This is a genomic window from Desulfovibrio sp. (assembly GCF_009712225.1).
In the GTDB taxonomy this organism is placed as follows: Bacteria; Desulfobacterota; Desulfovibrionia; order Desulfovibrionales; family Desulfovibrionaceae; genus Desulfovibrio.
Genome location: NZ_WASP01000006.1, coordinates 119,756 through 143,336, shown reverse-complemented (window position 1 = coordinate 143,336; position 23,581 = coordinate 119,756). Strand labels below are relative to the sequence as shown.

Below are 23,581 nucleotides of genomic sequence, written 5' to 3'. Positions count from 1 at the left end.
ACCTTGCTGCTTGCCGGGGACAGGCATTCCGAGTACCACTAGCCCACTACCATCAAGGAGATTACATGCAGCCAGCCAATCAGGCGGAGCATTCTTGCCAGAACAATGCCACAGTTTGCGAAAAAAACAAAACGCAGGGTGGTGCTGTTCGCTCTGCCCTCATACGCATGCACATCGCAACAGTACTGTTTGGCATATCAGGCATTTTTGGCAAACTGTGCCAGTGCTCCGCCATTGATCTTGTGTGCGGCAGAGCCTTGGTTGCAGTTGCGGCGCTGGGCGGCATTTGCCTCATGCAGCGCAATCCGCCGTGGAAAAATGTTAATCTGCGCGATGTTGTGGGCCTTGGTATAAGTGGTGTACTGCTTACAGCACACTTTGTGACATTTTTTATGGGCATAAAACTGGGTGGCGTGGCTGTGGGCACGCTTGGGTTTGCCTGTTTTCCTGTATTTACGGCAATTTTTGAAGCTATTGCCTACCGTGAGCGTCCAAGCTCGCGCGAACTGCAGTGTATTGCAATGGTCACCCTTGGGCTTGTATGCCTTACGCCGTCATTTTCCCTGACCGACACCGCTACCCATGGCCTGTTGTGGGGCATTGCATCTGCCGGTGTGTATGGCCTCGTAGCCATAGCCAACCGGCATTTTGCCGGCGGCATGTCTGGCATGCATACCTGCTGGTGGCAAAATGTGGTCATCATCGTGTGCCTGCTGCCTTTTGCCGCAACCGACCTTGTGGTCCTTGCCCCGCTTGACTGGCTGTGGATTACCTGCCTTGGCCTGCTGTGCACGGCCCTTGCCTACAGCCTGTACGTTAGCAGCCTTACGGCCCTTAAAGCCCGACAGGCCGCCATTATCATTACGCTTGAACCAGTCTACGCCATTCTTGTTGCCTGGTTGCTTTTTGCCGACAGGCCTGGCCTCGGCACTGTTCTTGGCGGCACTCTTATTCTGGGTGCAGTGGCCATATTGAGCAGAAGATAACGCATTAAAACAACTTCAATAACCATTAATAATAACATTACAATAAAAATCATTTGATTACTTGACGTAAAATATTATTTTCAATAATTTTTTACTACAAACAATATAAAGTATATATTTGTTTTGACGATAATATTATTTACAAAAACAATACAATTTGTTTTTCCTCCATGCTTGTTTATCGGCATGTTATTTTTTAACATCCGTTAAAAGACTCTCAAACTAGCCTGGTAGCCCACGCTGACTGGAGGACATTATGCCACGCCTTTCTTTCAAAAGCGTAAACTCAGCACTTGCTGCAATTATAAGCATAGTTTTACTTACTGGTGTTTCTATTCTTGTCATTTATGTTGGCAAATCTTCATACAACATCATCAATGAAACGTCCGTTGATGGCATGAAGCTCATAAACAGCGGCCTTATTGCCAACGTTAACGACCTGATTGCTTCCAACCTGAGCATGCTCAAAGTTCCTGCGCAAAGCGGACAGGCGCAAAGCGCCATAGAGGGTGCCAGTGGAGAAATGGACGTTCTTATCAAATCCCTTATCAAGGAATACAAGGGCGTTAATTCGCTTTTTGTATTAAACAGCAAGGGTATTGCCGTATCTGGCGCATCAAGTGCAGGAGAATCTTTCATTGGTAACAATTACGGCGAAAGAGAATATTTTAAAACTGCCATGCAAGGCAAAGACGCCATTGATCCAAACATTATAGTTTCAAAAACAACCAAAAAAGAAGTATTTGCACTTGCAACTCCAGTTCTCGGTGATGACGGCAAGCCCATTGGCGCTGTTTGTGTCACGATCAACTGGAATGACTATGTAAAAAGCCATGTTAACAACATCAAGGTTGCGGATAACGGTTACGCATTCATCATTGACGCCAATGGCCGTGTTATAGCCCACCCCAGCCCAGATATGTACATGAGCGATGCCAGCACAATGGATTTTGTGCTCAAGGCGCTCAAAATGAAACAAGGCTCTTTTGATTATGATTTCAAGGGCAGACGCAAGGTACTTGTATTCAGCACTATTGAAAAAACAGGCTGGATTGTCTGCATTTCTGCCTTTGAAGACGATCTTGCCAGCGATGCGCTTGCGCAACGCAATGTTCTTATTGCCCTTGCCGCATGTATTTTTATTGTGCTTCTTGGCAGCATCATCTTTATGGTGCGTCGTGTTATTACCAGCCCTCTTAAAAATATCATGGATTACAGTGCGCAGATTGCGCATGGAAATTTCAAGGCTTCGCTTGCTGGCAATTTCAGTTTTGAACTGGCGGAACTTGCTGGCAACTTCAAGGAAACCACAGAGGTGCTTAAAAACCGTCTTGGCTTTGCAGACGGCGTGTTGCAGGGCATTACCTTCCCTACCCTTGTTGTGGATACGGAGGTCAACATTACCTACGTGAATGAAGCCATGCTCAAGCTGGTGGGCTTCAAGCGCCCCGCCAAAGACGCCCTTGGCATGCCCTCTGCCGAATTTTTCTACGGTGATCCCAGCAGGCGCACCGTCTGCCACAAATGCCTTGCAGAAGGAACAAACGCGCACGGCATTGAAACAGATATGACCTTCTCTGACGGCGTACACAGGTATCTGCGCATCGACGCTTCGCTCATTCACGATCTGGACGGAAAAGTGGTGGGCGCAATGACCCTGGTGTTTGACCTGACGGAAATCAAAAAGCAGCAGCTCACCATTGAACAACAACGCGATACGGTTGCCCAGATCGCACAGAATGCCAATACCATTGCCGACCGGCTTTCCACCGCTACAGAAGAACTTTCCACGCAGGTGGAGCAGGCCAGCCGTGGAGCCGACCAGCAGACACAGCGCGTTTCTGAAACGGCCACGGCCATGGAACAGATGAATGTCTCTGTGCTTGAAGTGGCACGCAACGCTGGCGGCGCTTCAGACACCACAACCGACGCCAAGCGCAAGGCAGAGCACGGTGCGGATGTGGTCAACAAGGTGGTGCTGGGCATAAATCAGCTGCACGATCAGGCTCTGGCGCTCAAAAGTGGCATGGCTTCGCTGGGCGATCAGGCCCAGAGCATCGGCCAGATCATGACCGTTATTTCAGACATTGCCGACCAGACCAACCTGCTGGCCCTCAACGCGGCCATTGAAGCGGCACGGGCTGGCGAAGCCGGACGCGGCTTTGCCGTGGTAGCCGACGAAGTGCGCAAACTGGCAGAAAAGACCATGCAGGCGACCCGCGAGGTTGGCTCTGCAATTCAGGGCATACAGAGCGGCACATCGCAGAACATTGATAAGGTCAACAGCACGGTCAACACCATCGAGCAGACCACCGAGCTTGCGGGCACCTCTGGCGCGGCCCTTTCCGAAATCGTGGTGCTGGTTGATCAGGCTGCGGATCAGGCCCATTCCATCGCCGCAGCCGCCGAAGAGCAGTCGGCCACCAGCGACGAGATCAACCGTTCCATCGAGCAGATCAACACCATCAGTGCCGAGACTTCTTCTGCCATGGCCCACTCTGCGGCTGCTGTTACCGAGCTTGCAAAGCAGGCGCAGGAACTCAAGAAGCTCATCGCCCAGATGGTTTCGTAACCTTGTACGCTCAGGCGCGGGCATGGCTGCAAGCCAGCCAGCCCCATACGTAGTTGCCAAGGCCCCGGTGCGGTTATCGCGCCGGGGCTTTTTGCAGCATCATTCTGGCTGCAGGCACCTGGCTTTAAAAAGCAAGGGTCCGTTTTCTTCCCGTGCGTCATGTGCAGCACCAGAAGAAAACGGGCCCTGATATGTGCGGTTCAACAAGCAGGTTGCAGAGCTGCAAGCCCTTCTACCCTGCCGTTAAATGTCCTTGATCACATCCTGCATGCTGTAGAGCTTGCCGGGCTTCTGCCCTGCCATCCAGCCAGCAGCGCGGATGGCGCCGCGCGCAAAGTTCTCACGCGAGTGGGCCTGATGGGTTACTTCAATGCGTTCTCCCGGCCCCATAAAGTACACGGTGTGTACGCCAACCACATCGCCGCCTCGGATGGCCTGAATGCCAATTTCTTCCTTGGGGCGCGCGCCAATGATACCGTCACGGGCAGAGCAGCGCACATCGTTGAGCTTCCAGTCGCGGGCTTCGGCAAGGCATTCGCCAAGGGTCAGGGCCGTACCGCTGGGGCTGTCCTTTTTGCGGTTGTGGTGCAGCTCAACCATTTCAATGTCGTAATCTTCACCAAGAGCTCTGGTGAGCTGGGGCAGAATATTGAGCAGCACGTTTACGCCGATGCTCATGTTCGAAGCCCAGAAAATGGGAGCCCGCATGGCCAGAGCGCGCAGTTCGTCTTTTTCCGCATCGGTAAAGCCAGTGGTGCCGATAACAAGGGCGTTGCCGGTCTGTGCCACGGCCTTGGCCGACTGCAGGCTCACCGAGGGGGCCGTGAAATCAATGACCACCGCGCCCGGAACCTTGGGCAGCAGAGCCGCAAGGCTGTCGGAAACAGGACAGGCTACACCCGCAAGAGCGCCAATGCGCTCCGGGCTGTCCACCAGTCCGGCAAGGGTAAACTGCGGGTCGGCTTCCACAAGCCCGCTGATGGTCTTGCCCATGCGACCGCTTGCCCCAACCACGATAATTGAAGTGCTCATAGCTTCTCCGTTTCCGTTATTCCGGTGCAATGCCGGATTCACGCAACAGGTTTGTAAATTCCGTTTCGTCCAGCACAGTTACGCCAAGGTCGCGTGCCTTATCAAGTTTGCTGCCCGCCTTTTCGCCCGCCACAAGGTAGTTGAGTTTTTTGCTCACCGAACCAAGGGGAATGGCCCCGGCGGCCTCGGCCCACTTTTGCGCAGTGCCGCGCGGCACGCCGAGCGTACCTGTAAAGAGAATGGTTTTGCCAGCCAGCGGGCCTTCGGCAACCGCTTGCGCCCCCTGAGCGGCATCCGCGCCCTTGGGCCACGGGCCATTCTCCTTGAGCCGAGCAAGTTGCTCGCGGTTGGCGGGGCTGTCAAAAAAGTTGCGTATGGACGAGGCCACTTCCGGCCCCACATCGGGCAGGGCCAGCAAGCTCTCTACAGTGGCGTTTTCCAGCTCGTCCAGGTCGGCAAAACGCGCGGCCAGCGTGCGGGCTGTCTGCTCGCCCACATGGCGAATGCCAAGCGCGCTGATGAGCCTTTGCAGGGTGGCGGTGTGACGGGCGTTTTCAAGCGCGTCCACAAACTTTTGCGCCAGCACCTCGCCCATGCGTTCAAAACCAAGCAGTTCCTGTACGCTCAGACTGAACAGGTCGGCTGGCGACTGTACGCGCCCGCTGGTCACAAGCTGCTCAATCCACTTCTGCCCCACACCCTGAATATCAAGCCCAGCCTTGGAAACAAAGTGGGTAATGGAGCGCAGGCGAATAGCAGGGCAAGCCAGATTTTCGCACCGCCAGGCGGCCTCGCCTTCCTCCCGGTACACGGGCTGTCCACAGGCCGGACAGGTGCGGGGAAACGGGTAAGGTTCCGCGCCAGCAGGCCGTTTATCCAGCACAGGGCCCACCACTTCGGGTATGACGTCGCCCGCGCGCTGCACAATAACAGTGTCACCCACGCGCACGTCGCGCGCGCGGATTTCGTCCTCGTTGTGCAGGGTCGCGCGCGATACCATCACCCCGCCCACGGCCACCGGCGCAAGCAGGGCAACAGGCGTAAGAGCACCCGTGCGCCCCACCTGAATTTCTATGCCCTCAAGCAGGGTTTGGGCCTGCATGGCCGGAAACTTGAAAGCCACGGCAAAACGCGGCGCGCGGGCCGTAAAGCCCAGGGCCTCCTGCGCTTCAAGGTCGTCCTGTTTGGCGACCGCGCCGTCGATTTCCATGGGGAATTGGGGTCTGTTCTCGCGCACCCAGTTTACGTATTCTTCAACATCCTGTGCTGTTGCACACAGTTTTCCGCCTGGGGGCGTAAGAAAACCGTATTCTTTCAGCCGGGCCATGAGCTCGGAATGCAGACGGCAGGGCTGCGCCGGAAACCACAGCGCATCGCCCAGACTGTAGGCCAGAAAACGCAGCGGACGCGATTCCGTAACCGAAATATCAAGCTGGCGCAGGGTTCCAGCGGCGGCATTGCGCGGGTTGGCAAAGGTTTTTTGCCCCAGCGATTCCTGTCGCTCGTTGAGAGCCTCAAAATCCTTTTTGAACATCACCACTTCACCGCGCACCTCAAGCCGCGCAGGAAACGGCCCCTCGCCCCTGAGCCGCAGCGGCACGGTACGGATGGTGCGCACGGCCTCGGTGACAACTTCGCCCACTTCGCCGTCGCCACGGGTCAGGGCTTCCTGCAACACGCCGTTTACATAGATGATTTCCAGCGCAAGGCCGTCCATTTTGGGATCACACCAAAAAGCCTGCGGCAGGGGGCCATTGAGCTCCACATCCCACGCGCGGCGCATGCGCTCCACAAAATCGCGCCATTCTTCGGCAGAAAATACGTTGTCCAGACCGTACATCTGGCGGCTGTGGGATTTTTTGGCAAGACCATCCAGCAGCTTGCCGCCCACGCGCAGGGTGGGCGAATGGGCAGAACGCAGTTCTGGCCAGCGGTCTTCCAAGGCAGCCAGCTCATGAAACAGGGCGTCGAACTGGTCGTCCGTAATTTCCGGCGCATCCAGCGTGTGGTACAGATAGTTGTGGCGTTCCAGCTCTGCGGCCAGCCAGCGGGCGCGGTTGCGCTCTTCGCTGCTGGGGCCGCCAGCGGGTGCTGTGGCAAAGAGACTGTTCTGCTCCTGCCTGCCGTTACGAGAATTCTGTGACATGAAAAAACCTTTCTGATGGTCAGCCGCCCCGCTCCATGGCAAAGGCGGCTCTGCTCACCGGGCAAGCGCCCCGGTCTAGTCGGGCATGGCGATAAGTCTGGCCCGCAAAATGCGGATACGGTCACGCAGTTCGGCGGCCTGTTCAAATTCCAGATCGCGCGCGGCCTGCCGCATTTCTTTTTCAAGCTTGGCAACAAGAACAGCGGTATCTTCGGCTGTGAGCGGCACGGCGTCGGCCTCGCGCTGTTTACCCTTGCCCTTGCCCTTGCCGCGCCCACGGCCTCCGCCATCCTCCACATACAGGCTATCCAGCGGAGATTCAAGGCTCTTGCGGGTGCTGGTGGGGGTGATGCCATGCTCCTCGTTGTAGGCCGACTGCTTGGCGCGGCGGCGCTCGGTTTCGCCCATGGCGGCACGCATGGAGTCGGTAATCTTGTCGGCGTACAGAATAACCTTGCCCTGCGCGTTACGGGCGGCGCGGCCAAATGTCTGGATTAGCGAACCCGTGGAGCGCAAAAAGCCCTCCTTGTCAGCGTCCAGAATACAGACCAGCGAAACCTCGGGGATATCAAGCCCCTCGCGCAACAGGTTGATGCCCACCAGTACGTCAAATTCCCCAAGCCGCAAGGCGCGGATGATCTGCATGCGCTCGAGCGTATCAATATCCGAATGCAGGTAGCGCGCCCGCACCCCCATGTTGCAGCAGTATTCGGTGAGGTCTTCCGCCATGCGTTTGGTAAGTGTGGTGACAAGCACCCTCTCGCCCAGCGTGATCTTGCCCCGGCATTCACCCAGCAGGTTTTCCATCTGCCCCTTGGTGGGGCGCACCTCTACCATCGGGTCAACCAGCCCCGTGGGCCGGATGATCTGCTCTGCCACAATGCCCTGCGCCTGATCCAGCTCGTACTTGCCCGGCGTGGCCGACACGTACACCACCTGATTGAGCAGGTCTGTAAATTCGTTGAACTGCAGGGGGCGGTTATCCAGAGCCGAAGGCAGGCGAAAACCGTAGTCCACAAGAGTCTGCTTACGCGAGCGGTCGCCCTTGTACATGCCGCCAACCTGCGGAATGGTGATGTGCGATTCGTCCACAAAAAGCAGAAAATCTTTGGGAAAGTAGTTGAGCAGACACGAGGGCGGCTCGCCCGGTTTGCGCCCATCGAGATGGCGGGTGTAGTTTTCTATGCCGTTGCAATAGCCAAGTTCTTCAATCATTTCAAGATCAAGCTGTGTGCGTTGCTCTATGCGCTGGGCCTCCACAAGCTGGCCGTGCTCCTTGAAATACACAAGCCGCTCGGCCAGTTCGTCGCGTATGTCGCTGGCAGCACGCTTGAGGTTGTCCTGTGCCGACACAAAGTGGCTGGCCGGATACAGCACGGTTTTGCTCACATCGGCCAGAACCTCACCCGTGAGAGGGTCGATTTCGCGCATGAGGTCGATGTCGTCGCCAAAAAATTCCAGCCGCAGCGCCCGCTCGTGGTGGTAAGCGGGAATGATCTCGAGCGCGTCGCCCCGCACGCGAAACGTGCCACGGTGAAAGTCGTAGTCGTTACGCTCGTAGTGCACTTCAACCAGCCGGGTGATGAGCTTGTCCATGGGAAAGTGCTGGCCCACCTCAACGGGAATGACCATCTTGGCGTAGTATTCTGGCGAACCAAGGCCGTAGATGCACGAAACCGAGGCCACAATGATCACGTCACGCCGGGTCAGCAGGGCGTGGGTGGCGGCGTGGCGCAGTTTGTCGATGTTGTCGTTGATGGACGAATCTTTTTCAATATAGGTGTCAGAGGCGGGAACATAAGCCTCTGGCTGATAATAGTCGTAATAACTGACAAAATATTCCACGGCATTGCGCGGAAACAGCTCGCGGAACTCGCCGTACAGCTGGGCCGCCAGCGTTTTGTTGGGCGCAAGCACCAGAGCCGGACGGTTGCAGCGGGCAATGACATTGGCCATGCTGAATGTTTTGCCAGAGCCGGTAACGCCCAGCAGAACCTGGGCCGGAACACCGGCCTCAATATTGTCCACAAGGGCGTCGATGGCCGTGGGCTGGTCGCCCGTGGGCGTGTATGCCGTTTCAAGGCTGAAAGGGATGACCTGATTATCTTCCATAATATTGCGTTTTGGAGTAAGAGGACAGAATTACATCAATAACGAACGGGAATTGCCATGGAAAAAATCTTTGTACCTTCTCAGATAGATCTGCCCATCGACCGTGTTTTCATTGTGGCCGCCACACTCAGCACCTTCAAGGGTTGCCGCCACGTGGATGTGCAGATTTTCCGCCCCGGTGGAACCGACGAAGAACTGGAAGCCATCAAGGGCCTTGGCCTTGTGGCCCCCGTTGATCCTTCTGTTCCTGCTGAAGTGCTGCAGGGCGCCACCGAAGAAGCCGCGCTGCGCTGTGTGCTTGAATCCTTCACCGCCGAAGAAAGCCACGAGCTGGTTGAATACCTTGAAAAGCGCTACGCCGACCAGATTGAAAAAATCACGGTCTGCCCGCTCGACCTGCCCGTACCCTTTGGCGTTGCGCCTCTGGCCGGTATTGGCGAAGGCAAGACAACGGGCTTTATCCGCTTTGACGCGGTGCGCGACTATCCGCTGTCCTTTCCTGCCCAGGGTTTTTACGATCTGGCCAGCCAAAAGCCGTCTGACGGCGAATAGCTGTACACGAGCCCCCAGGGCAGCCAGGGAAACGGCTCATTGTTTCCAGCCATTTCAGGCGTTGCGCACACATGCGCAGCGCCTGTTTGCGTTTGCGGGGCCAATGCCCGGGCAAGCTCGGCCTGAAAAACAGCACGCGGCAGCATTACCCCGCCCATGCGCATGATGTGCGGCGTTTCCTGCTGGCAATCAAGCAGCGACGCCCCGCGCTGGCGCAACAGGGCCACCAGCCCGGCCAGTGCCGCACGCGAAGCTTCCGACATGGTGTGAAACATGGACTCGCCAAAAAAGGCCCGGCCCAGTGCCACGCCGTACAGCCCGCCCACCAGCTCGCCGTCGTACCATGCCTCTACGGAGTGGGCATAGCCCAGAGCGTGCAGGTCTTCGTAGGCGCGCATCATGTCGTCGATGATCCAGGTTCCACCTTCCTTGTCGCGCGGCTTGGCGCAGGCGCGTATAACCCGACCAAAGGCGGCATTGTGGGTCAGCTCAAAGGGGTGAAGGCGCAGCTTGCGGGCGCTGCGCGCAGGCAGGCGAAAGCCTTCAAGAGGCATGACGCAGCGGGGATCGGGCGACCACCAGAGAATGGGTACCCCCTGCGAATACCAGGGAAAAATTCCACGGCTATAGGCTGCGATCAGGCGTTCTGGCCGCAGGTCGCCCCCCATGCACAGCAGACCGTCGTCACGGGCTGATTCCGGCGGCGGAAATTGAGAGGCCAGTGCCGTAAATGCCCCGATCATAGTTTCCTTTGCCGACAAATAACATTTGAGTGTTTAAAGGCAGGGGCTGGCAACAGCAAAAGGCACCACACAGGCGGGCCGAAACTGCCGCAAAAGGACAGCTCCAGCCCGCCGTGCAAGCATGGTCATCAGGCGTCTACCGGCTCAGGCTTGCGGCTCTTGGCAGCGCTGCCCGCGTGCTCAAGAACCAGCTGGTCTTCCTTGAGGCCCAGCCTGGCCGTGCCGCCTTTTTTGAGAGCGCCAAACAGCAACTCGTGCGCCAGGCGGTCTTCCAGCTCCGTGCGCAGCAGACGGCGCAGGGGGCGCGCGCCCATGGCGGGGTCAAAGCCCTTGCGGGCCAGCCACTTGCGGGCACTGTCGCTCAACGTGAGCGTTACTCCTCGGTGTTCGAGGCTGGTGCGTATTTCGGCCACAAACTTGTCCACGATGCGCAGCATCATGGGTTCGGTAAGGCTGCCAAAGGGAACCAGCGCGTCCAGCCGGTTGCGGAATTCGGGGCTGAAGGTGTTTTCTACCGCTTTCAGGCCCTTGTGCGCCGCATCCTGCGGGGCCGTGCCGCCAAAGCCCATGGCGGGCCGCGACATTTCAAAGGCCCCGGCGTTGGAGGTCATGATGAGGATAACGTGCGAAAAGTCCGTTTTACGGCCCGTGTTATCCGTCAACGTGGCATAGTCCATGACCTGAAGCAGCACGTTGAAGATATCCGGGTGGGCTTTTTCCACTTCGTCGAGCAGTACCACAGAATACGGAGCCTTACGCACCGCCTCGGTCATAAGCCCGCCCTGATCAAAGCCCACATAGCCTGGAGGCGCACCGATAAGCCGCGAAACAGAATGCTTTTCCATGTATTCGCTCATGTCGTAGCGCAGAAATTCCACGCCCATGAGCTTGGCAAGGCTGCGGGCCACCTCTGTTTTGCCCACGCCTGTGGGGCCGTAGAACAGGAAGGCCCCGGCGGGACGCTGTTCCTGCCCAAGCCCTGCGCGGGCGCGCAAAATGGCGCGCACGGTCAGCTCTATGGCTTTTTCCTGCCCGAACACAAGCCCCTTGAGGTCTTTTTCAAGCGTTGCCAGCTTGTTGCGTTCCTTGCCCGAAACAGTGCGCACGGGTATGCCCGCCATGCGGGCCACAATACGCTCCACATCGGGCACACCCACCAGAGGGGCATCCTTGCCTTTTTTACCCGATTTGGCGGCGGGTGTTACGCCACGCCCCAGCCGCACGGCTGCGCCGGTTTCATCCAGCACGTCAATGGCCTTGTCGGGCAGCAGACGGTCGCGCACGTGGCGCGAGGTTAGCTCGACCATGGCCTTGAGAGCCGCAGGGCTGTAGCGCACATGGTGGTACTGCGCATAGCGCGGTTCAAGCCCCTCAAGAATACCCAGACATTCTTCGGCTGTGGGTTCCGTAAGGTCGATGCGCTGAAACCGGCGGGCCAACGCCCGGTCTTTTTCAAAGTGGTTGCGGTATTCCTCGTAGGTGGTGGAACCGATGCAGCGAATCTCGCCATTGGCCAGCACAGGCTTGAGCAGGTTGGATGCGTCAAGCGAACCGCCAGACGTAGAGCCAGCACCCACAATGGTGTGAATTTCATCAATAAACAGGATGCAGTCGGGCTCTTCCTTGAGCCTTTGCACCACAGCCTTGAGCCGGCCTTCAAAATCGCCGCGATAGCGAGTGCCAGCCAGCAGCAGGCCCATATCAAGCGCATAAAGCTTTGTTTTGGCAAACATGTCAGGAATGTTGCCTTCCACAATGCGCAGGGCAAGCCCCTCGGCCAGAGCGGTTTTGCCAACACCGGGGTCGCCCACAAACAGCGGGTTGTTTTTGCGGCGGCGGCACAGCACCTCTACGGCGCGGTCAAGTTCCGCCACACGCCCCACCAGGGGGTCAATCTTACCCTCGCGGGCACGGGCCGTAAGCTCAACCGTATATTGCGCCAGCGGGTCGGCCTTGGCCTCGCCGTTTTCAGCCGATTCCGCCCCGGCTTCCACACCGCGTGAGCCTGCGCCCTCATCAAAACCGTGCGAAATGAAGGTGAGCACGTCGAGACGCTCAACACCCTGTTTGCGCAGATAAAAATGCGCGTAGCTTTCTTCCTCGTCCATAATGGAAATGAGCAGATCGCCAAGCTCTACGGCATCGCGCCCCGCCGAACGGATATGCTCAAGCGCACGCTCAAGTACGCGCTGCACGCTGTCTGTCTGAGCGACCTCGTGCTTTTCCGCCAGCGAAACGGTTTCCAGTTCCTTGCTGAAAAATTCCTCAAGCTGCTCGCGCAGCACAGGCACACTTGCCCCGCTGCCCTCAAGAATGATGCGCCCCTTCATGCTGTTGGTCAGCGCAAAGAGCACGTGCTCCACAGTCAACAGATCATGCCGTCGCCGGTGGGCTTCCATGAGGGCGTCCCGAATGACCAACTGAACGTTTTTACTCAACATAGGCTTATCTCAATGGATTTTTTCCATGGTGCATTTAAGGGGATACCCAGCCGCCCGGGCCGTATTGTGAACACGCCGAACCTTGGCTTCGGCTATTTCAAGAGTATACACGCCGCACTGACCAACACCGCGCTGGTGTACTGCCAGCATGATGGCCGTGGCTTCTTCGGCTGTTTTGTGGAAGATACCGCACAGGATCGAAACCACAAACTCCATGCTTGTGTAATCGTCGTTATGCAGCAGAACCCGGTAGCGATCCGGCTCCTTGAGTTTCTTTTCCACAATTACGCGGCTTTCACCGCCAGTTTGATTGTCAGGAATAAAAGACATTTATGGCTCCCAAGGCGTTTCAGCTCTGCCGCGTCGAAGCCGGATTGGCAGCGGCCCTTTCCGTCAGGCCCAGTGATGTGCGCCAATGCACGCTTTGCGCTTCGTCAAACACAAAGGAGAGTTGCGCAGGCTTGTGATTTTGCCGCAACCATTCCTGATGCAGCTCATGATAACTTTTGGTGCTTATTTCGGCATTGTCAAGGTTCAGACGCCGTTCGACCGACTCAATGTCCTCAGCACGGCCTTCAAGCTCCACCACCTGATCAAAAGGCAGGATGTCCAGTTCAATTTCCACAAGATCCATGCGCCAGGGCTCGCGAATCTTTTCGTACCGTGCTGCCACACGATAGCCCAGCCCTTCAAGAATACCGCGCATAACCGCGCCGTCGGCCACTTCGGTTTCGCGCTCTTCACGCACCTTGAAGCCGCCGTCATGTATGGCGGGCAGCTTGAGTGTGAGCAGGTGGCGCGTCTTGTCGTGCCACTGCTGGGTGCGCAGGCGCAGCAGCTGGCCGCCGCCCACCAGGCCACCCTCGGCGGAGTCGTATACCCAGTTGCTTTCAAAATGCGCGCCAAGGCAATGCGCCCCATTGTCGACAAGCTTCTGACGCAGGCTTTGCAAATTTATATGCAGATATTTGCGCTCAATTTCAAGGCCCATACCCGCCGCCTTTATTTACGATGAAAAAGCCGTTGCTGCAGCGCAGCAATGGTGCTTATGCCGCCCTGCTCCACCGCAGGGTGCACAATGGGGTCAAAACCCAGCCGCCGGGCCTGCGTGAGGCGCAGCTCCTGCGCTGAGACGGGCCGAACCTGCCCGTTAAGATCCACCTCGCCCCACAACACGCTTTTTTCCGGCATGGGGACATCATAGTACGACGAAAGCACCGCAGCCACCAGCGCCAGGTCAAGCCCCGGTTCGCTCAGCTTCATGCCGCCGCCCACCTTGGCGTAAATATCCACCTGACCAAAGTTGAGCTTGAGTCTTTTTTCCAGCACGGCCAAAAGCAGGTGCAGCCGCCCCACATCAAACCCGAGAGCTGCGCGGCGTGGAATACTCAAAAACGTGCGCGAAACAAGGGCCTGCACCTCAACAGCCAGCGGGCGCTGCCCGTCCACGGCCATAACCACCGCGGTGCCCGAGAGTGAAGGGTCACGCTGGCCCAGAAAGAAGGTGGAAGGGTCGTCCACAATCTGCATGCCCGATTCTTCCATACGAAAGACCAGCAGCTCTTCGTTGGGGCCAAAGCGGTTTTTGAACACGCGCAGCAGGCGGAACATCTGACGACGGTCGCCCTCAAGCGAAATAACGGTATCCACCATGTGCTCGAGCAGCCGGGGACCAGCCAGCACGCCATCCTTGGTCACATGACCCACCAGAATGAGCGTGCACGAAAGGCGGCGGCAGGCCTCAAGCAGGGCCGTGGCCACTGCCCGCACCTGGCTTACGTTGCCGGGCAGCCCATCGGCCTCAAGGCTTGTGAGGGTCTGCACCGAGTCTACCACCAGCAGGGCAGGGGGCGCGACATTGGCCGCTTCCAGCACATCTTCCACACGCGAGGTGGCAATGGCCAGCAGGTTGGGTTCAAGCATGCCCAGGCGTTCGGCGCGCCCCTTGATCTGGGGCAGCGATTCTTCGCCGCTGGCGTAAAGTACACGCCTGCCCTGCTTGGCCACCAGCCCCGCCACCTGAAGCAGCAGGGTTGATTTGCCGATGCCCGGCTCGCCGCCCACAAGAATGGCCGCACCAGGCACAAGGCCCTTGCCCAGCACCCGGTCAAGCGCCTTGAGGCCGCTGCCATAGGGCTCATGCCCCCCATCTTCCACATCCCGCAGCGGAATGGGTCGGCTGGAGGAATCCGTGGCCGGGCGGGGTCTGTTGCCGCCTGGGACAGATTTGGGCTGCACCGCCGCCTGCAGGGTGTTCCATTCATGGCAGTTGGGGCATTGCCCGCGCCATTGCATGGTTTGAGAGCCGCAGGCAGAGCATATATAAATCTCGCGTGTTTTCGTCATGAATAAAGCCTACGAAAAAAGTACACACGGCGCAAGGTTATGACATACACAACTTTTGCCGTTAAGTGCTCGCCCCACAGGCTGAACCGCGCGCAGCCCAGAACAACAGCGCCCGCCGCACAGCAGCTGCCAGATGGCAGCCGGTTGTGCAACGGGCGGTGTGCTGGGCCGCATACGCGGCATGCCGTGTCGGCAGCAGAGCTGCCTGTGAGCTTCTAGCCCTTGGCTCCGCGCTTGGAGGCCTTGAGCGGGTTGACCTTTTTGGCAGATACGGTTTCAACCTGAATACGGTGCTGGTTGGCAGCCAGCAGACCCGGCACATCCATTCCCAGTGCAGCGATGCGCTGTTCCACCCCCTTACGGGTGGCGCTGTAGCGATTACGGTCGGCAATGGGGCGGCCCACAAACTGTGCGGAGGTGAGGTACAGGCCCCTGCTGTCGATGGCCAGCACCAACTCTTCGCCATCTTCCTGCACCGTCTGGATCATCATGTCCTGCGTTGTTCCAAACCTGTTAAACATGCGCGCTTTACTCCTTGGCCAGTGCGGCAAAATATGATTCAGCCCACAGGCGTGGGCACGCGCCTAGTTTATGAAAATGAAATTCAAAGTCAACTGAAAAATATACATAACGCACAACGCGCGCCCGGCGCATCAAAGCTTAACCGGCCTGGCACGGCCCGGTCCGGCACAGGTGGCAGCAGATACTACCTGATAAATGCACCAGCGCCCAAATCAGTTGCTGGATCTGTGACAAGCATTGGCTTGCGACGAATCCGTAAGGCAGCAACTTTCTGCCAACACCCAGCGGTTACGGCCCCGAGCCTTGGCAAGATACAAGGCTTCATCCGATTTTCTAAAGGCATCGTCAAATGTCATGTCGCAGCAGCCGCGCACCAGCAGCCCCCCAAGAGAGATGGTCACCACTGCTCCGGGTCCGTTGGGATGTTTGAGCCGCAGGTCTTCTACCGTTTTGCGAATCATTTCCATGACAACACGCAACTGGCCTTCATTGGCTGCGCTTGCAAGCACGGCAAATTCTTCGCCGCCGATGCGGAAGACCCTGTCACCCTGCCGGGAAAGCTCCCTTTGCACACCGGCTGCGATTTCGCGCAGCACATTGTCGCCAGCCTGATGTCCAAAGGCATCGTTGAGCCGCTTGAAATGGTCGATATCAAACAGCACCAGCGAAAAAGGCACACTCAGCCTCAGGGTCTGGGCAAACCAGGCTTCGGCCATTTCATCAAACATTCTGCGGTTAAGCAGCCCGGTCAGTGCATCGTGCTGGGCCTGAACCCGCAGTGTATCGTTAAGTTTTTCCAGTGTGTCGCGCAGATACCGGTCGCGCAAAAAGTTTACTGTCGTACCGATAATTACGGCAAAACCCATCACCAGAAATACAAAGGCCGTGAGCATTTGGAATATAAAGGTTTCTGCGGCATCACTCAGCAAGGGGGCAAGGTTTTCAAAGCCATAAATGCTCAGCCCCTCCTTGCCGATAGTCATGGTCTTGCACAGGTAGGGCATACCCCCAGGAGCGAGCAGCCAGGCAGCACGCTTGTTTACTGAAACCTCACTCAGATAGACAGACTCAAGCCGGTCGCGCTGATAGCGCAACAGGTTTTGCGCAGAATCAAGCGTAGCGGCTGACCCGCCCGGCACAACGCGCAGCATGTTTTCTGGCAAATCGGAAACCACAACAACACCCGCATTGTCGGTAACAAAACCGGTGGGCAAATACAGCTGCTGGGCCAGAGTGTCTTTGTCGAGCTTGAGAACAACAACGCCGAGATAGCCATTGGGACCCATCACAGGTGCGGAAAAATGAAAGCCCGCAACGGTTGAAACACGCCCCACCACAAACTGTGCAGAACTTTCGCCACGCATGGCGCGGGCAAAATACTCCCGGTCAGACAGGTTTACGCCAACCAGATTGCTGGCAAGATTGGCATCATTTGAGGCAACGCAGATACCCTTGGTATCAAGCAGAAAGGCGCGGTGCAGCCTCAGTGTATCGCCAACGCTCTGCAGGTAGCGGGTGCATTCCGCAAGATCACCCTCGCCCTTGAGGGCTGCAACTATTCGCGAATCTGTGGCCAGCAGCGCGGTGAGTTTGCGGATTGTGTCAAACTTGAGCTCGGTCATTTCCGCAACACGCTGTACACGCTGCGTCAGAGAGAATTCCGCTTCATCCAGGCCTTCGTTCAGGTACCCCGCGCGCAAATACAGTGCAACAAACAAAGAAATACAAATTGCAAAAGGAATAGATAACGCCCACAGAACAAATATGGTTCGCGTAGGGCGCTCTTCTATATGATTTTTCAATTTACGGAACAGCGCTTTTGCTTTGTGTAAAACTGCACTCATGCTTATTGGTACCCTGAAAATTACACTGATAAGAATTTTTCTCGCGAGAGCTTCATCAATTTATCCACATTTTGCAACAAAAAAGCCAAAATTTACATTTAAAAATACATTATCGCCTTGTTTATTCTCTGCAATTCTATTCTAACACGCCATACAACTAGCCAACATACTGTAAATACAAATACAGCTACAATGCTTGCTTCAAATACATATCATAAATATGATAAGCATGTCCAAGGTGCATATTTGCATCACAGAGTCAGCAAAAAAGACTACACAACCATGTAAAATGCGCACCGAACGGCCAACCGCCCGGTGCGCTGGGTTTACTGATCGGCAATATACAGATTATTCTTCGATAACCGCCTCGGAATATTGCTGTTCAACCCACTGCTGCACACGTCGCTGCACGTCGCCCGCCTGCGAATCATCAAGCGCAAGCCCTGCGGCCTCGGCAAAATTAACCGTGTATACATACGGGTCAGCCTCGAAACGATGCCTGTCGCGATTGTTCCGGATATTGTCAGTCATGGCCTTTTCGAGCCAGTCCAGCATATCTTGAGCGGTAGCAAACTCATGCCCGCCAGCCAGCTGGTTGGATTTCTGATACATATACGCTCCCGTGGTAAATGGCCTGCAGCAGCCGGTTATGCCTTGAACCCATAAATACCGTTAACGGCAGTCGGGCCTTTTATCAATACTGCCCCCTGCCCCACCGTAACATGAGGCTGGACATTCGCGCACATGCGCTGCATCATGACAAAAATCAGTTCCTTTGCGGGCCAGTCAGGCCATGCGAACATCAATAAGCACTTTTGCCAAATTTTTTTCCATGTCTATACCTTCACACTCTACACACGACACTTCCAACGCTGGTGAACGCCCTCAGGTGCACCAGAAGTTTTCTTCGCTGCTGTTCGACAGGCAGGATCACAAGCTCATCCAGATGGTAAATGCCTTTGCCGAGGCGCGCGCACACAATGATTCCCTGCGCCAGCCAGAGCCGGGCCTGCACCCTCACGGCATCATTGAAATGACCTCATCGCACGGCCTGCGCCTTGCCAGCGCCGTTATCGTACTGCTTGAAAGCCTCGCCGCGGGCGGCCCCAACGAGCGCCTGCAGGCCCTGCGCCGCCTGCACGATGAAGTGCTGTATTCCTCGCATTCTTCACTGCAAAACAACACGGCCCGCGTGCTTGTGCAGATAATGAAAGACCTTGTGCGTTCGCACGGCGACCTGAGCCGCCAGCTGCCGCTGGCCCACGAATTTCATCAGGCCGTACGAGGCACGCCGCGCATTGTGCGGGCACTGTTGCGCAAATATCACCTGCTGGAAATGCCAGAAGAATGGAACCAGCACGCCTTTGACCACCACGTGCACGATGCCAACACCAAGGGCCGCAAAAACCCCACGCATCTTGTCATGGACGCCTGGATCAAGGGCATCCGCTTTCTCACGGTGATCTACTACAACACCGTTGACCCCGAAGCCGCACAGGAACTGCTGCGAGCAGCCCGCATAATGGGCATTACGGTGCGCATAGGCATTGAATTCAAGGCCACCTTTCGGGGCAAGCTGGTGGAATTTACATGGTCGCCGCTCAATACGGAGACATCCAAGGCCTTCAACGATCTGCTGCACCGCCGCGACATAGTTGACGTGCTGCGCAAGTACGCACCGGTCAACGACTGGATGCGCGAATACGTGCTCAAGCTTTTGCGCGCCTGGAACGAGAGGCACGCCGCTTCGCTGGCCGTCCGCTGGGACATGCCAGCCCCCGCCCCCATTGAAGAAAAAGAATTCCTTGCCTATGTGGGCCAGCGGCAGCCCTCGTCGCTGCACCTTGCCGAATTTATCTACCAGCAGCTTGAGCCCCTGCGGCAGACACGCGGCGAGCGACTGCGTGCCGCCCTGGCGCAGGAAACCACCCCCTCACGCGCCGCAAAGCTGCGCGAAAGCCTGGCGGAACTGAACGACATGGTTCCCGACATGCTGCGCGAAGACTGGCTGGGCCCGGAGGCCAACCCGGAAATTGTTTTTCCCTATGCGCCAAGCAAGGATCTGCCCGCTGTAATGCAGCAGCCCCCGGAATTTCTGCTCGAGAACATCTTTCCCCTGCACCCCTGCCAGATTGTGCTCAACCTTGCGGGCCTGACAGAACAGGATGTGCTTGAGCTGCTGTGGCTGGGGCGCGGCCGCATCACCCACCTCGAGCTTTTTAACCTGCGCGAATGGACAAGTGGCCAGCTCTCGCATGTGGAAGAAATCAACAGGCTGCAAAAGGCCGTTAACGAGGGCAACACTCCCCGTCTCAAGCAGGTCATACGTCGTATCATCAGCGCAGAGCCCAAGGATTCCGAGCGCATGCCCCTGTTTCAGGACATTTTGGCGCATATTCCGCAATTGCAGGAATTTTATGCGCTTCTTCCGCTGGGCTCGCGCATCGGCACCGATTCCACAAGCCGCTCGCACCACACCCACGGCATGGGGCTGGTTTTTGTAGAAACCCTGCCCCCCAAGGCTCAGGCAGTGCTGCGCAGCGAAGACAACGCCCTGCGCCTCACCCTGCCGGTGCATACGGATATTTACCGTTTTACCCACTACCACGAACCGCAGCAGCCACAGCCCCTGTGGCAGCGCCTGCTGCGGCGCATTCCCGGTCTTGGCAATCTGGGCTGCCACAAGGTGCGCGGCTGGGGGTTGGAAAAAAACACCACCAGAGTAGGCCAAAAGGGCAACCTTGTGACCCTGGGCGGCGTTGACGCCAAGGGCGTCAACCGCGACATGCAGGAGGCGCAAGCCCCTGCGCAAAAAGAAATTTCCTGCTGGTCGCCCGACTATATGAACAGCGACATCATGAACGCCCTCAAGATTCTGGCGGGTTTTTTACCCGCGCAGTGGGCCTTCAGCTATGTGGACGGCTGGTGGGTGCTGACCTGGTTTGGGGCGCTCATATGGTTTGCCATCACCGCTGTGCGCAACGTGGGGCAGGCCGTGGTGGGCGGCGGGGCCTTTACCCGCTCGATGCTTGTGCCGTGGAAGCGCTATGTGAGCTGGAGCCGCATGGCCGATTCGCTGCTGTACACCGGCATATCTGTTCCACTGCTTGAAGTGGTGGTGCGCCTGTGGCTGCTGCAGGACATGCTGGGCCTGACCGTAAAGGATAACGCCCTGGCCGTGTACACGGTCATAGCCATGATTAACAGCGCCTATATTTCTGGCCACAACATTTACCGGGGGCTGCCCAAGGAAGCCATCATCGGCAACCTGTTCCGCAGCGCCCTTTCTATTCCGCTTTCCATGCTTATGGGGCAGGGCCTTGGCATGCTCTTTACGGCCATGCACATGGCAGACCCGGCAAGCCTCATGCAAAACTGCGCGGCCATCGTATCGAAGTGTTCTTCGGACATGGTTGCGTCGATTATCGAAGGTTTTGCCGACCGCAACATGTATCTGCGCATGCGGCAGTGCGACTACGACAGCAAGTTTGCGCAGATGTACAAAAACCTCACGCGGCAGGAACTGCTGTTTCCCAGCAGGGATCTCGAAGGCATGCTGCTGGACCCCGCAGAATACTGGCGCATGCTGCAAGGCAAGGACAGGGCCGCAGCCAGACAGACCATTACCCACCTGCTCGACATGATGTACATGTGGTACTACCAGCCACGAGCCAGAGAAATATTCTGGCGCAAAATGTGCTCTCTGCCTCCTTCGGAGCAGCGCATACTCATCAATATGCACGCCCTGCTTTCGCTTGAGCGCGAAATAAGTTCGCTGATTCTGGAAGGCCTGCTGAAAAAGGACTTTGCGCGCGCGTTGGCCTTTTACCTCAAAAATAACGCGGCCTATGTCAAAGAGTTGCGGCGCGAGGCGCAGACCAGACTCAGGGACGGCATGTGCCAGTGCTGACGGGGGCCAGCCCACTCCATCGGCCACGGCAAACCGCAGTATGTGCTTGACGGCGCACCGTTGCTCCGATAGAGCTGCTTGCCCAGTGTATTGTGCGCTCTGGGCGCACCCGCATAAAGCCACAAATTAGTTTGATCAGTAACGTAGCTGATTTATTTGATTTTTTTATTTTTTCAAAAAAAAGTAAAAAAAATCAGCCTCGACCCCTTTTCAAGCTCCCAGCGTGTCTTATTTTTATGCCGGTGCGGAACCAAGGCGAAGTAATCTGCCTCTGGTTCAATAACGCGCAATATTTCCAGCGCGGCCACAGCGATGCGGCCGCTGCTGCGTCCTAGACGGACAATAAAAAAATCATTTCCGGGAGGATTTGACGTCATGAAGCTGAAGCCCCTTAACGACCGTGTGCTGGTCAAACGCCTTGAATCCGAAGAAAAGACCGCCGGTGGCCTGTACATCCCCGATACGGCGAAGGAAAAGCCTTCCAAGGGTCAGGTTGTTGCTGCCGGTCCCGGCAAGGCTGGGGAAAATGGCGAACGCGTCGCTCTGGCTGTGAAAGCGGGCGACATGGTGCTGTTCAACAAGTATGCCGGCACCGAAGTCAAGCTGGACGGCGTTGATCATCTTGTGATGCGCGAAGAAGACATTCTCGCCATTATCGACTAACTCCCACTGCTGCCGAATTATATTTCAGGAGGAAATTTTCCAATGTCCGCTAAAGAAATTCTTTTTGACGTTAAAGCCCGTGAAAAGCTTGCCCGTGGCGTCGATAAGCTCGCCAATGCCGTTAAAGTGACCCTGGGTCCCAAGGGCCGCAACGTGGCCATTGAAAAGTCCTTCGGCGCTCCCGTCATCACCAAGGACGGCGTGACCGTGGCCAAGGAAATCGAACTGACCGACAAGTTCGAAAACATGGGCGCCCAGCTCGTGAAGGAAGTGGCCTCCAAGACCTCTGACGCCGCTGGCGACGGTACCACCACCGCCACCATTCTGGCCCAGGCCATTTACCGTGAAGGCACCAAGCTTGTGGCCGCTGGCCGCAATCCCATGGCCATCAAGCGCGGCGTGGACAAGGCTGTTGAAGCCCTTATCGCCGAGCTTGCCAACCTTGCCAAGCCCACCCGCGACCAGAAGGAAATTGCCCAGATCGGTACCATTTCCGCCAACTCTGATACCACCATCGGTAACATCATCGCCGAAGCCATGTCCAAAGTGGGCAAGGAAGGCGTGATCACCGTTGAAGAAGCCAAGGGTCTGGAAACCACCATGGACGTGGTGGAAGGCATGCGCTTTGACCGCGGCTACCTCTCCCCCTACTTCGTGACCAACACCGAAAAGATGGTCTGCGAAATGGACAACCCTTACATCCTGTGCACGGAAAAGAAAATCTCCAGCATGAAAGACATGCTGCCCGTGCTCGAACAGGTTGCCAAGGTGAACCGTCCCCTCATGATCATTGCTGAAGACGTGGAAGGCGAAGCTCTGGCCACCCTCGTGGTCAACAAGCTGCGCGGCGCCCTTCAGGTTGTGGCCGTCAAGGCTCCTGGCTTCGGCGACCGCCGCAAGGCCATGCTGCAGGATATCGCCGTGCTGACCGGCGGCCAGGTCGCTTCTGACGACACCGGCTCCAAGCTTGAAAGCATGACCCTTGCCGAACTTGGCACCGCCAAGCGCATCGTGATCGACAAGGAAAACACCACCATAGTTGACGGCGCTGGCAAGGGCGACGACATCAAGGCCCGCGTGAAGCAGATTCGCGCCCAGATCGAAGACAGCACCTCTGACTACGACCGCGAAAAGCTGCAGGAACGTCTTGCCAAGCTCGTGGGCGGCGTGGCCGTTGTGCATGTGGGCGCTGCCACCGAAGTGGAAATGAAGGAAAAGAAAGACCGCGTTGAAGACGCCTTGAACGCCACCCGCGCTGCCGTTGAAGAAGGCATCGTTCCTGGCGGCGGCACGGCCCTGATCCGCGTTTCCAAGGTGCTGAACGACATCAAGCCCGCCGACGACGACGAACTTGCTGGCGTGAACATCATCCGCCGCTCCATTGAAGAACCCCTGCGCCAGATCGCCCACAACGCCGGTTTCGAAGGCTCCATCGTGGTTGAAAAGGTTCGCCAGGGCAAGGACGGCTTCGGCTTCAACGCCGCCACCGGCGAATACGAAGACCTCATCAAGGCTGGCGTTATCGACCCCAAGAAGGTTACCCGTACGGCCCTGCAGAACGCCGCTTCCGTGGCTTCCCTGCTGCTGACCACCGAATGCGCCATTGCTGAAAAGCCCGAACCCAAGGGTGCGGCTCCTGCCATGCCCGACATGGGTGGCATGGGCGGCATGGGTGGCATGGGCGGCATGTACTAAGCCAGCCCTACGGCTCA

18 protein-coding genes are annotated in these 23,581 nt (G+C 57.1%); 6 read left to right on the top strand and 12 right to left on the bottom strand.

From position 1 onward, the window contains the following. Window positions 1–65: 65 nt before the first annotated feature. Together F8N36_RS06035 and F8N36_RS06030 are read left to right on the top strand one after the other, a co-directional pair. The gene (locus F8N36_RS06035) at window positions 66–986 is read left to right on the top strand and encodes a DMT family transporter (RefSeq protein ID WP_291331904.1); all 921 of its coding nucleotides are present in this window, start codon (window positions 66–68) and stop codon (window positions 984–986) included. A gap of 397 nt (window positions 987–1,383) precedes the next feature. Then, entirely contained in the window at window positions 1,384–3,558 is a 2,175-nt protein-coding gene (locus F8N36_RS06030; RefSeq protein ID WP_366247036.1) for a methyl-accepting chemotaxis protein, read from the top strand. A gap of 243 nt (window positions 3,559–3,801) precedes the next feature. Here F8N36_RS06030 and dapB read toward each other — a convergent pair whose 3' ends face one another. From dapB to uvrB, 3 genes are all read right to left on the bottom strand, one after another. After that, window positions 3,802–4,590 carry a 4-hydroxy-tetrahydrodipicolinate reductase gene (gene dapB / locus F8N36_RS06025; RefSeq protein ID WP_291331902.1) on the bottom strand — a complete coding sequence of 263 codons (789 nt, stop codon included), beginning with the start codon at window positions 4,588–4,590 and terminating at the stop codon, window positions 3,802–3,804. Between the two features lie 16 nt (window positions 4,591–4,606). After that, window positions 4,607–6,736 (bottom strand): NAD-dependent DNA ligase LigA, encoded by a 2,130-nt coding sequence (ligA, locus tag F8N36_RS06020; protein WP_291331901.1) that lies wholly within the window; start codon window positions 6,734–6,736, stop codon window positions 4,607–4,609. Window positions 6,737–6,811: 75 nt separating this feature from the next. Continuing rightward, window positions 6,812–8,848: an excinuclease ABC subunit UvrB gene (gene uvrB, locus F8N36_RS06015; protein ID WP_291331900.1), complete on the bottom strand. Its 2,037-nt coding sequence runs from the start codon at window positions 8,846–8,848 to the stop codon at window positions 6,812–6,814. A 57-nt stretch (window positions 8,849–8,905) separates the two neighbouring features. Here uvrB and F8N36_RS06010 point away from each other — a divergent pair, with 57 nt between their 5' ends. Then, on the top strand, window positions 8,906–9,400 hold the full coding sequence (locus tag F8N36_RS06010) for a hypothetical protein (RefSeq protein ID WP_291331899.1): 495 nt from the start codon (window positions 8,906–8,908) through the stop codon (window positions 9,398–9,400). Here the strand turns inward: F8N36_RS06010 and aat are convergent. The 8 genes from aat to F8N36_RS05970 all read right to left on the bottom strand — a co-directional run bounded on the left by aat (window position 9,361) and on the right by F8N36_RS05970 (window position 17,908). Further along, window positions 9,361–10,143 carry a leucyl/phenylalanyl-tRNA--protein transferase gene (aat, locus tag F8N36_RS06005; protein ID WP_291331898.1) on the bottom strand — a complete coding sequence of 261 codons (783 nt, stop codon included), beginning with the start codon at window positions 10,141–10,143 and terminating at the stop codon, window positions 9,361–9,363. The two genes, F8N36_RS06010 and aat, sit on opposite strands and share 40 nt — an antisense overlap. Window positions 10,144–10,271: 128 nt before the next feature. Beyond that, window positions 10,272–12,584: an ATP-dependent Clp protease ATP-binding subunit ClpA gene (clpA, locus tag F8N36_RS06000; RefSeq protein WP_291331897.1), complete on the bottom strand. Its 2,313-nt coding sequence runs from the start codon at window positions 12,582–12,584 to the stop codon at window positions 10,272–10,274. A 9-nt stretch (window positions 12,585–12,593) separates the two neighbouring features. Beyond that, complete coding sequence (gene clpS, locus F8N36_RS05995; protein ID WP_291331896.1) at window positions 12,594–12,914, bottom strand: ATP-dependent Clp protease adapter ClpS; 321 nt, start codon at window positions 12,912–12,914, stop codon at window positions 12,594–12,596. A gap of 19 nt (window positions 12,915–12,933) precedes the next feature. Continuing rightward, window positions 12,934–13,575 (bottom strand): class IV adenylate cyclase, encoded by a 642-nt coding sequence (locus F8N36_RS05990; RefSeq protein ID WP_291331895.1) that lies wholly within the window; start codon window positions 13,573–13,575, stop codon window positions 12,934–12,936. 11 nt (window positions 13,576–13,586) lie between these two features. Further along, window positions 13,587–14,930, bottom strand: a complete 1,344-nt coding sequence (radA, locus tag F8N36_RS05985; RefSeq protein WP_291331894.1) for a DNA repair protein RadA — start codon at window positions 14,928–14,930, stop codon at window positions 13,587–13,589. Between the two features lie 215 nt (window positions 14,931–15,145). Beyond that, complete coding sequence (locus tag F8N36_RS05980) at window positions 15,146–15,451, bottom strand: hypothetical protein (RefSeq protein WP_291331893.1); 306 nt, start codon at window positions 15,449–15,451, stop codon at window positions 15,146–15,148. Between the two features lie 213 nt (window positions 15,452–15,664). After that, complete coding sequence (locus F8N36_RS05975) at window positions 15,665–17,170, bottom strand: sensor domain-containing diguanylate cyclase (protein WP_291331892.1); 1,506 nt, start codon at window positions 17,168–17,170, stop codon at window positions 15,665–15,667. Between the two features lie 474 nt (window positions 17,171–17,644). Further along, window positions 17,645–17,908 carry a hypothetical protein gene (locus F8N36_RS05970; protein ID WP_291331891.1) on the bottom strand — a complete coding sequence of 88 codons (264 nt, stop codon included), beginning with the start codon at window positions 17,906–17,908 and terminating at the stop codon, window positions 17,645–17,647. Between the two features lie 220 nt (window positions 17,909–18,128). Between F8N36_RS05970 and F8N36_RS05965 the strand changes: the two genes are divergently transcribed. After that, window positions 18,129–21,206: a hypothetical protein gene (locus F8N36_RS05965; RefSeq protein ID WP_291331890.1), complete on the top strand. Its 3,078-nt coding sequence runs from the start codon at window positions 18,129–18,131 to the stop codon at window positions 21,204–21,206. Between the two features lie 173 nt (window positions 21,207–21,379). On the opposite strand, the gene F8N36_RS05960 is transcribed toward F8N36_RS05965, so the two are convergent. Next, complete coding sequence (locus tag F8N36_RS05960; protein WP_291331889.1) at window positions 21,380–21,583, bottom strand: hypothetical protein; 204 nt, start codon at window positions 21,581–21,583, stop codon at window positions 21,380–21,382. On the opposite strand from F8N36_RS05960, the gene groES reads away from it, so the two are divergent. Continuing rightward, a complete protein-coding gene (gene groES, locus F8N36_RS05955; protein WP_291331888.1) occupies window positions 21,582–21,869 on the top strand; it encodes a co-chaperone GroES in 288 nt (95 codons plus the stop codon). The two genes, F8N36_RS05960 and groES, sit on opposite strands and share 2 nt — an antisense overlap. 42 nt (window positions 21,870–21,911) lie before the next feature. Continuing rightward, window positions 21,912–23,564, top strand: coding sequence for a chaperonin GroEL (gene groL / locus F8N36_RS05950; RefSeq protein WP_291331887.1), 1,653 nt, complete (start codon window positions 21,912–21,914; stop codon window positions 23,562–23,564). Window positions 23,565–23,581 lie beyond the last annotated feature (17 nt).

Excerpts from the sequence above, each read along its gene's own strand:
- F8N36_RS05970 (WP_291331891.1), bottom strand. The coding sequence starts at position 17,908 with ATGTATCAGAAATCCAACCAGCTGGCTGGCGGGCATGAGTTTGCTACC.
- F8N36_RS05960 (WP_291331889.1), bottom strand. The coding sequence starts at position 21,583 with ATGACGTCAAATCCTCCCGGAAATGATTTTTTTATTGTCCGTCTAGGA.
- aat (WP_291331898.1), bottom strand. The coding sequence starts at position 10,143 with ATGATCGGGGCATTTACGGCACTGGCCTCTCAATTTCCGCCGCCGGAA.
- clpA (WP_291331897.1), bottom strand. The coding sequence starts at position 12,584 with ATGTTGAGTAAAAACGTTCAGTTGGTCATTCGGGACGCCCTCATGGAA.
- clpS (WP_291331896.1), bottom strand. The coding sequence starts at position 12,914 with ATGTCTTTTATTCCTGACAATCAAACTGGCGGTGAAAGCCGCGTAATT.
- F8N36_RS06010 (WP_291331899.1), top strand. The coding sequence starts at position 8,906 with ATGGAAAAAATCTTTGTACCTTCTCAGATAGATCTGCCCATCGACCGT.
- groES (WP_291331888.1), top strand. The coding sequence starts at position 21,582 with ATGAAGCTGAAGCCCCTTAACGACCGTGTGCTGGTCAAACGCCTTGAA.
- groL (WP_291331887.1), top strand. The coding sequence starts at position 21,912 with ATGTCCGCTAAAGAAATTCTTTTTGACGTTAAAGCCCGTGAAAAGCTT.
- radA (WP_291331894.1), bottom strand. The coding sequence starts at position 14,930 with ATGACGAAAACACGCGAGATTTATATATGCTCTGCCTGCGGCTCTCAA.
- F8N36_RS05990 (WP_291331895.1), bottom strand. The coding sequence starts at position 13,575 with ATGGGCCTTGAAATTGAGCGCAAATATCTGCATATAAATTTGCAAAGC.
- uvrB (WP_291331900.1), bottom strand. The coding sequence starts at position 8,848 with ATGGAAGATAATCAGGTCATCCCTTTCAGCCTTGAAACGGCATACACG.
- F8N36_RS06030 (WP_366247036.1), top strand. The coding sequence starts at position 1,384 with ATGAAGCTCATAAACAGCGGCCTTATTGCCAACGTTAACGACCTGATT.
- ligA (WP_291331901.1), bottom strand. The coding sequence starts at position 6,736 with ATGTCACAGAATTCTCGTAACGGCAGGCAGGAGCAGAACAGTCTCTTT.
- F8N36_RS05980 (WP_291331893.1), bottom strand. The coding sequence starts at position 15,451 with ATGTTTAACAGGTTTGGAACAACGCAGGACATGATGATCCAGACGGTG.
- F8N36_RS06035 (WP_291331904.1), top strand. The coding sequence starts at position 66 with ATGCAGCCAGCCAATCAGGCGGAGCATTCTTGCCAGAACAATGCCACA.
- dapB (WP_291331902.1), bottom strand. The coding sequence starts at position 4,590 with ATGAGCACTTCAATTATCGTGGTTGGGGCAAGCGGTCGCATGGGCAAG.
- F8N36_RS05965 (WP_291331890.1), top strand. The coding sequence starts at position 18,129 with ATGTCTATACCTTCACACTCTACACACGACACTTCCAACGCTGGTGAA.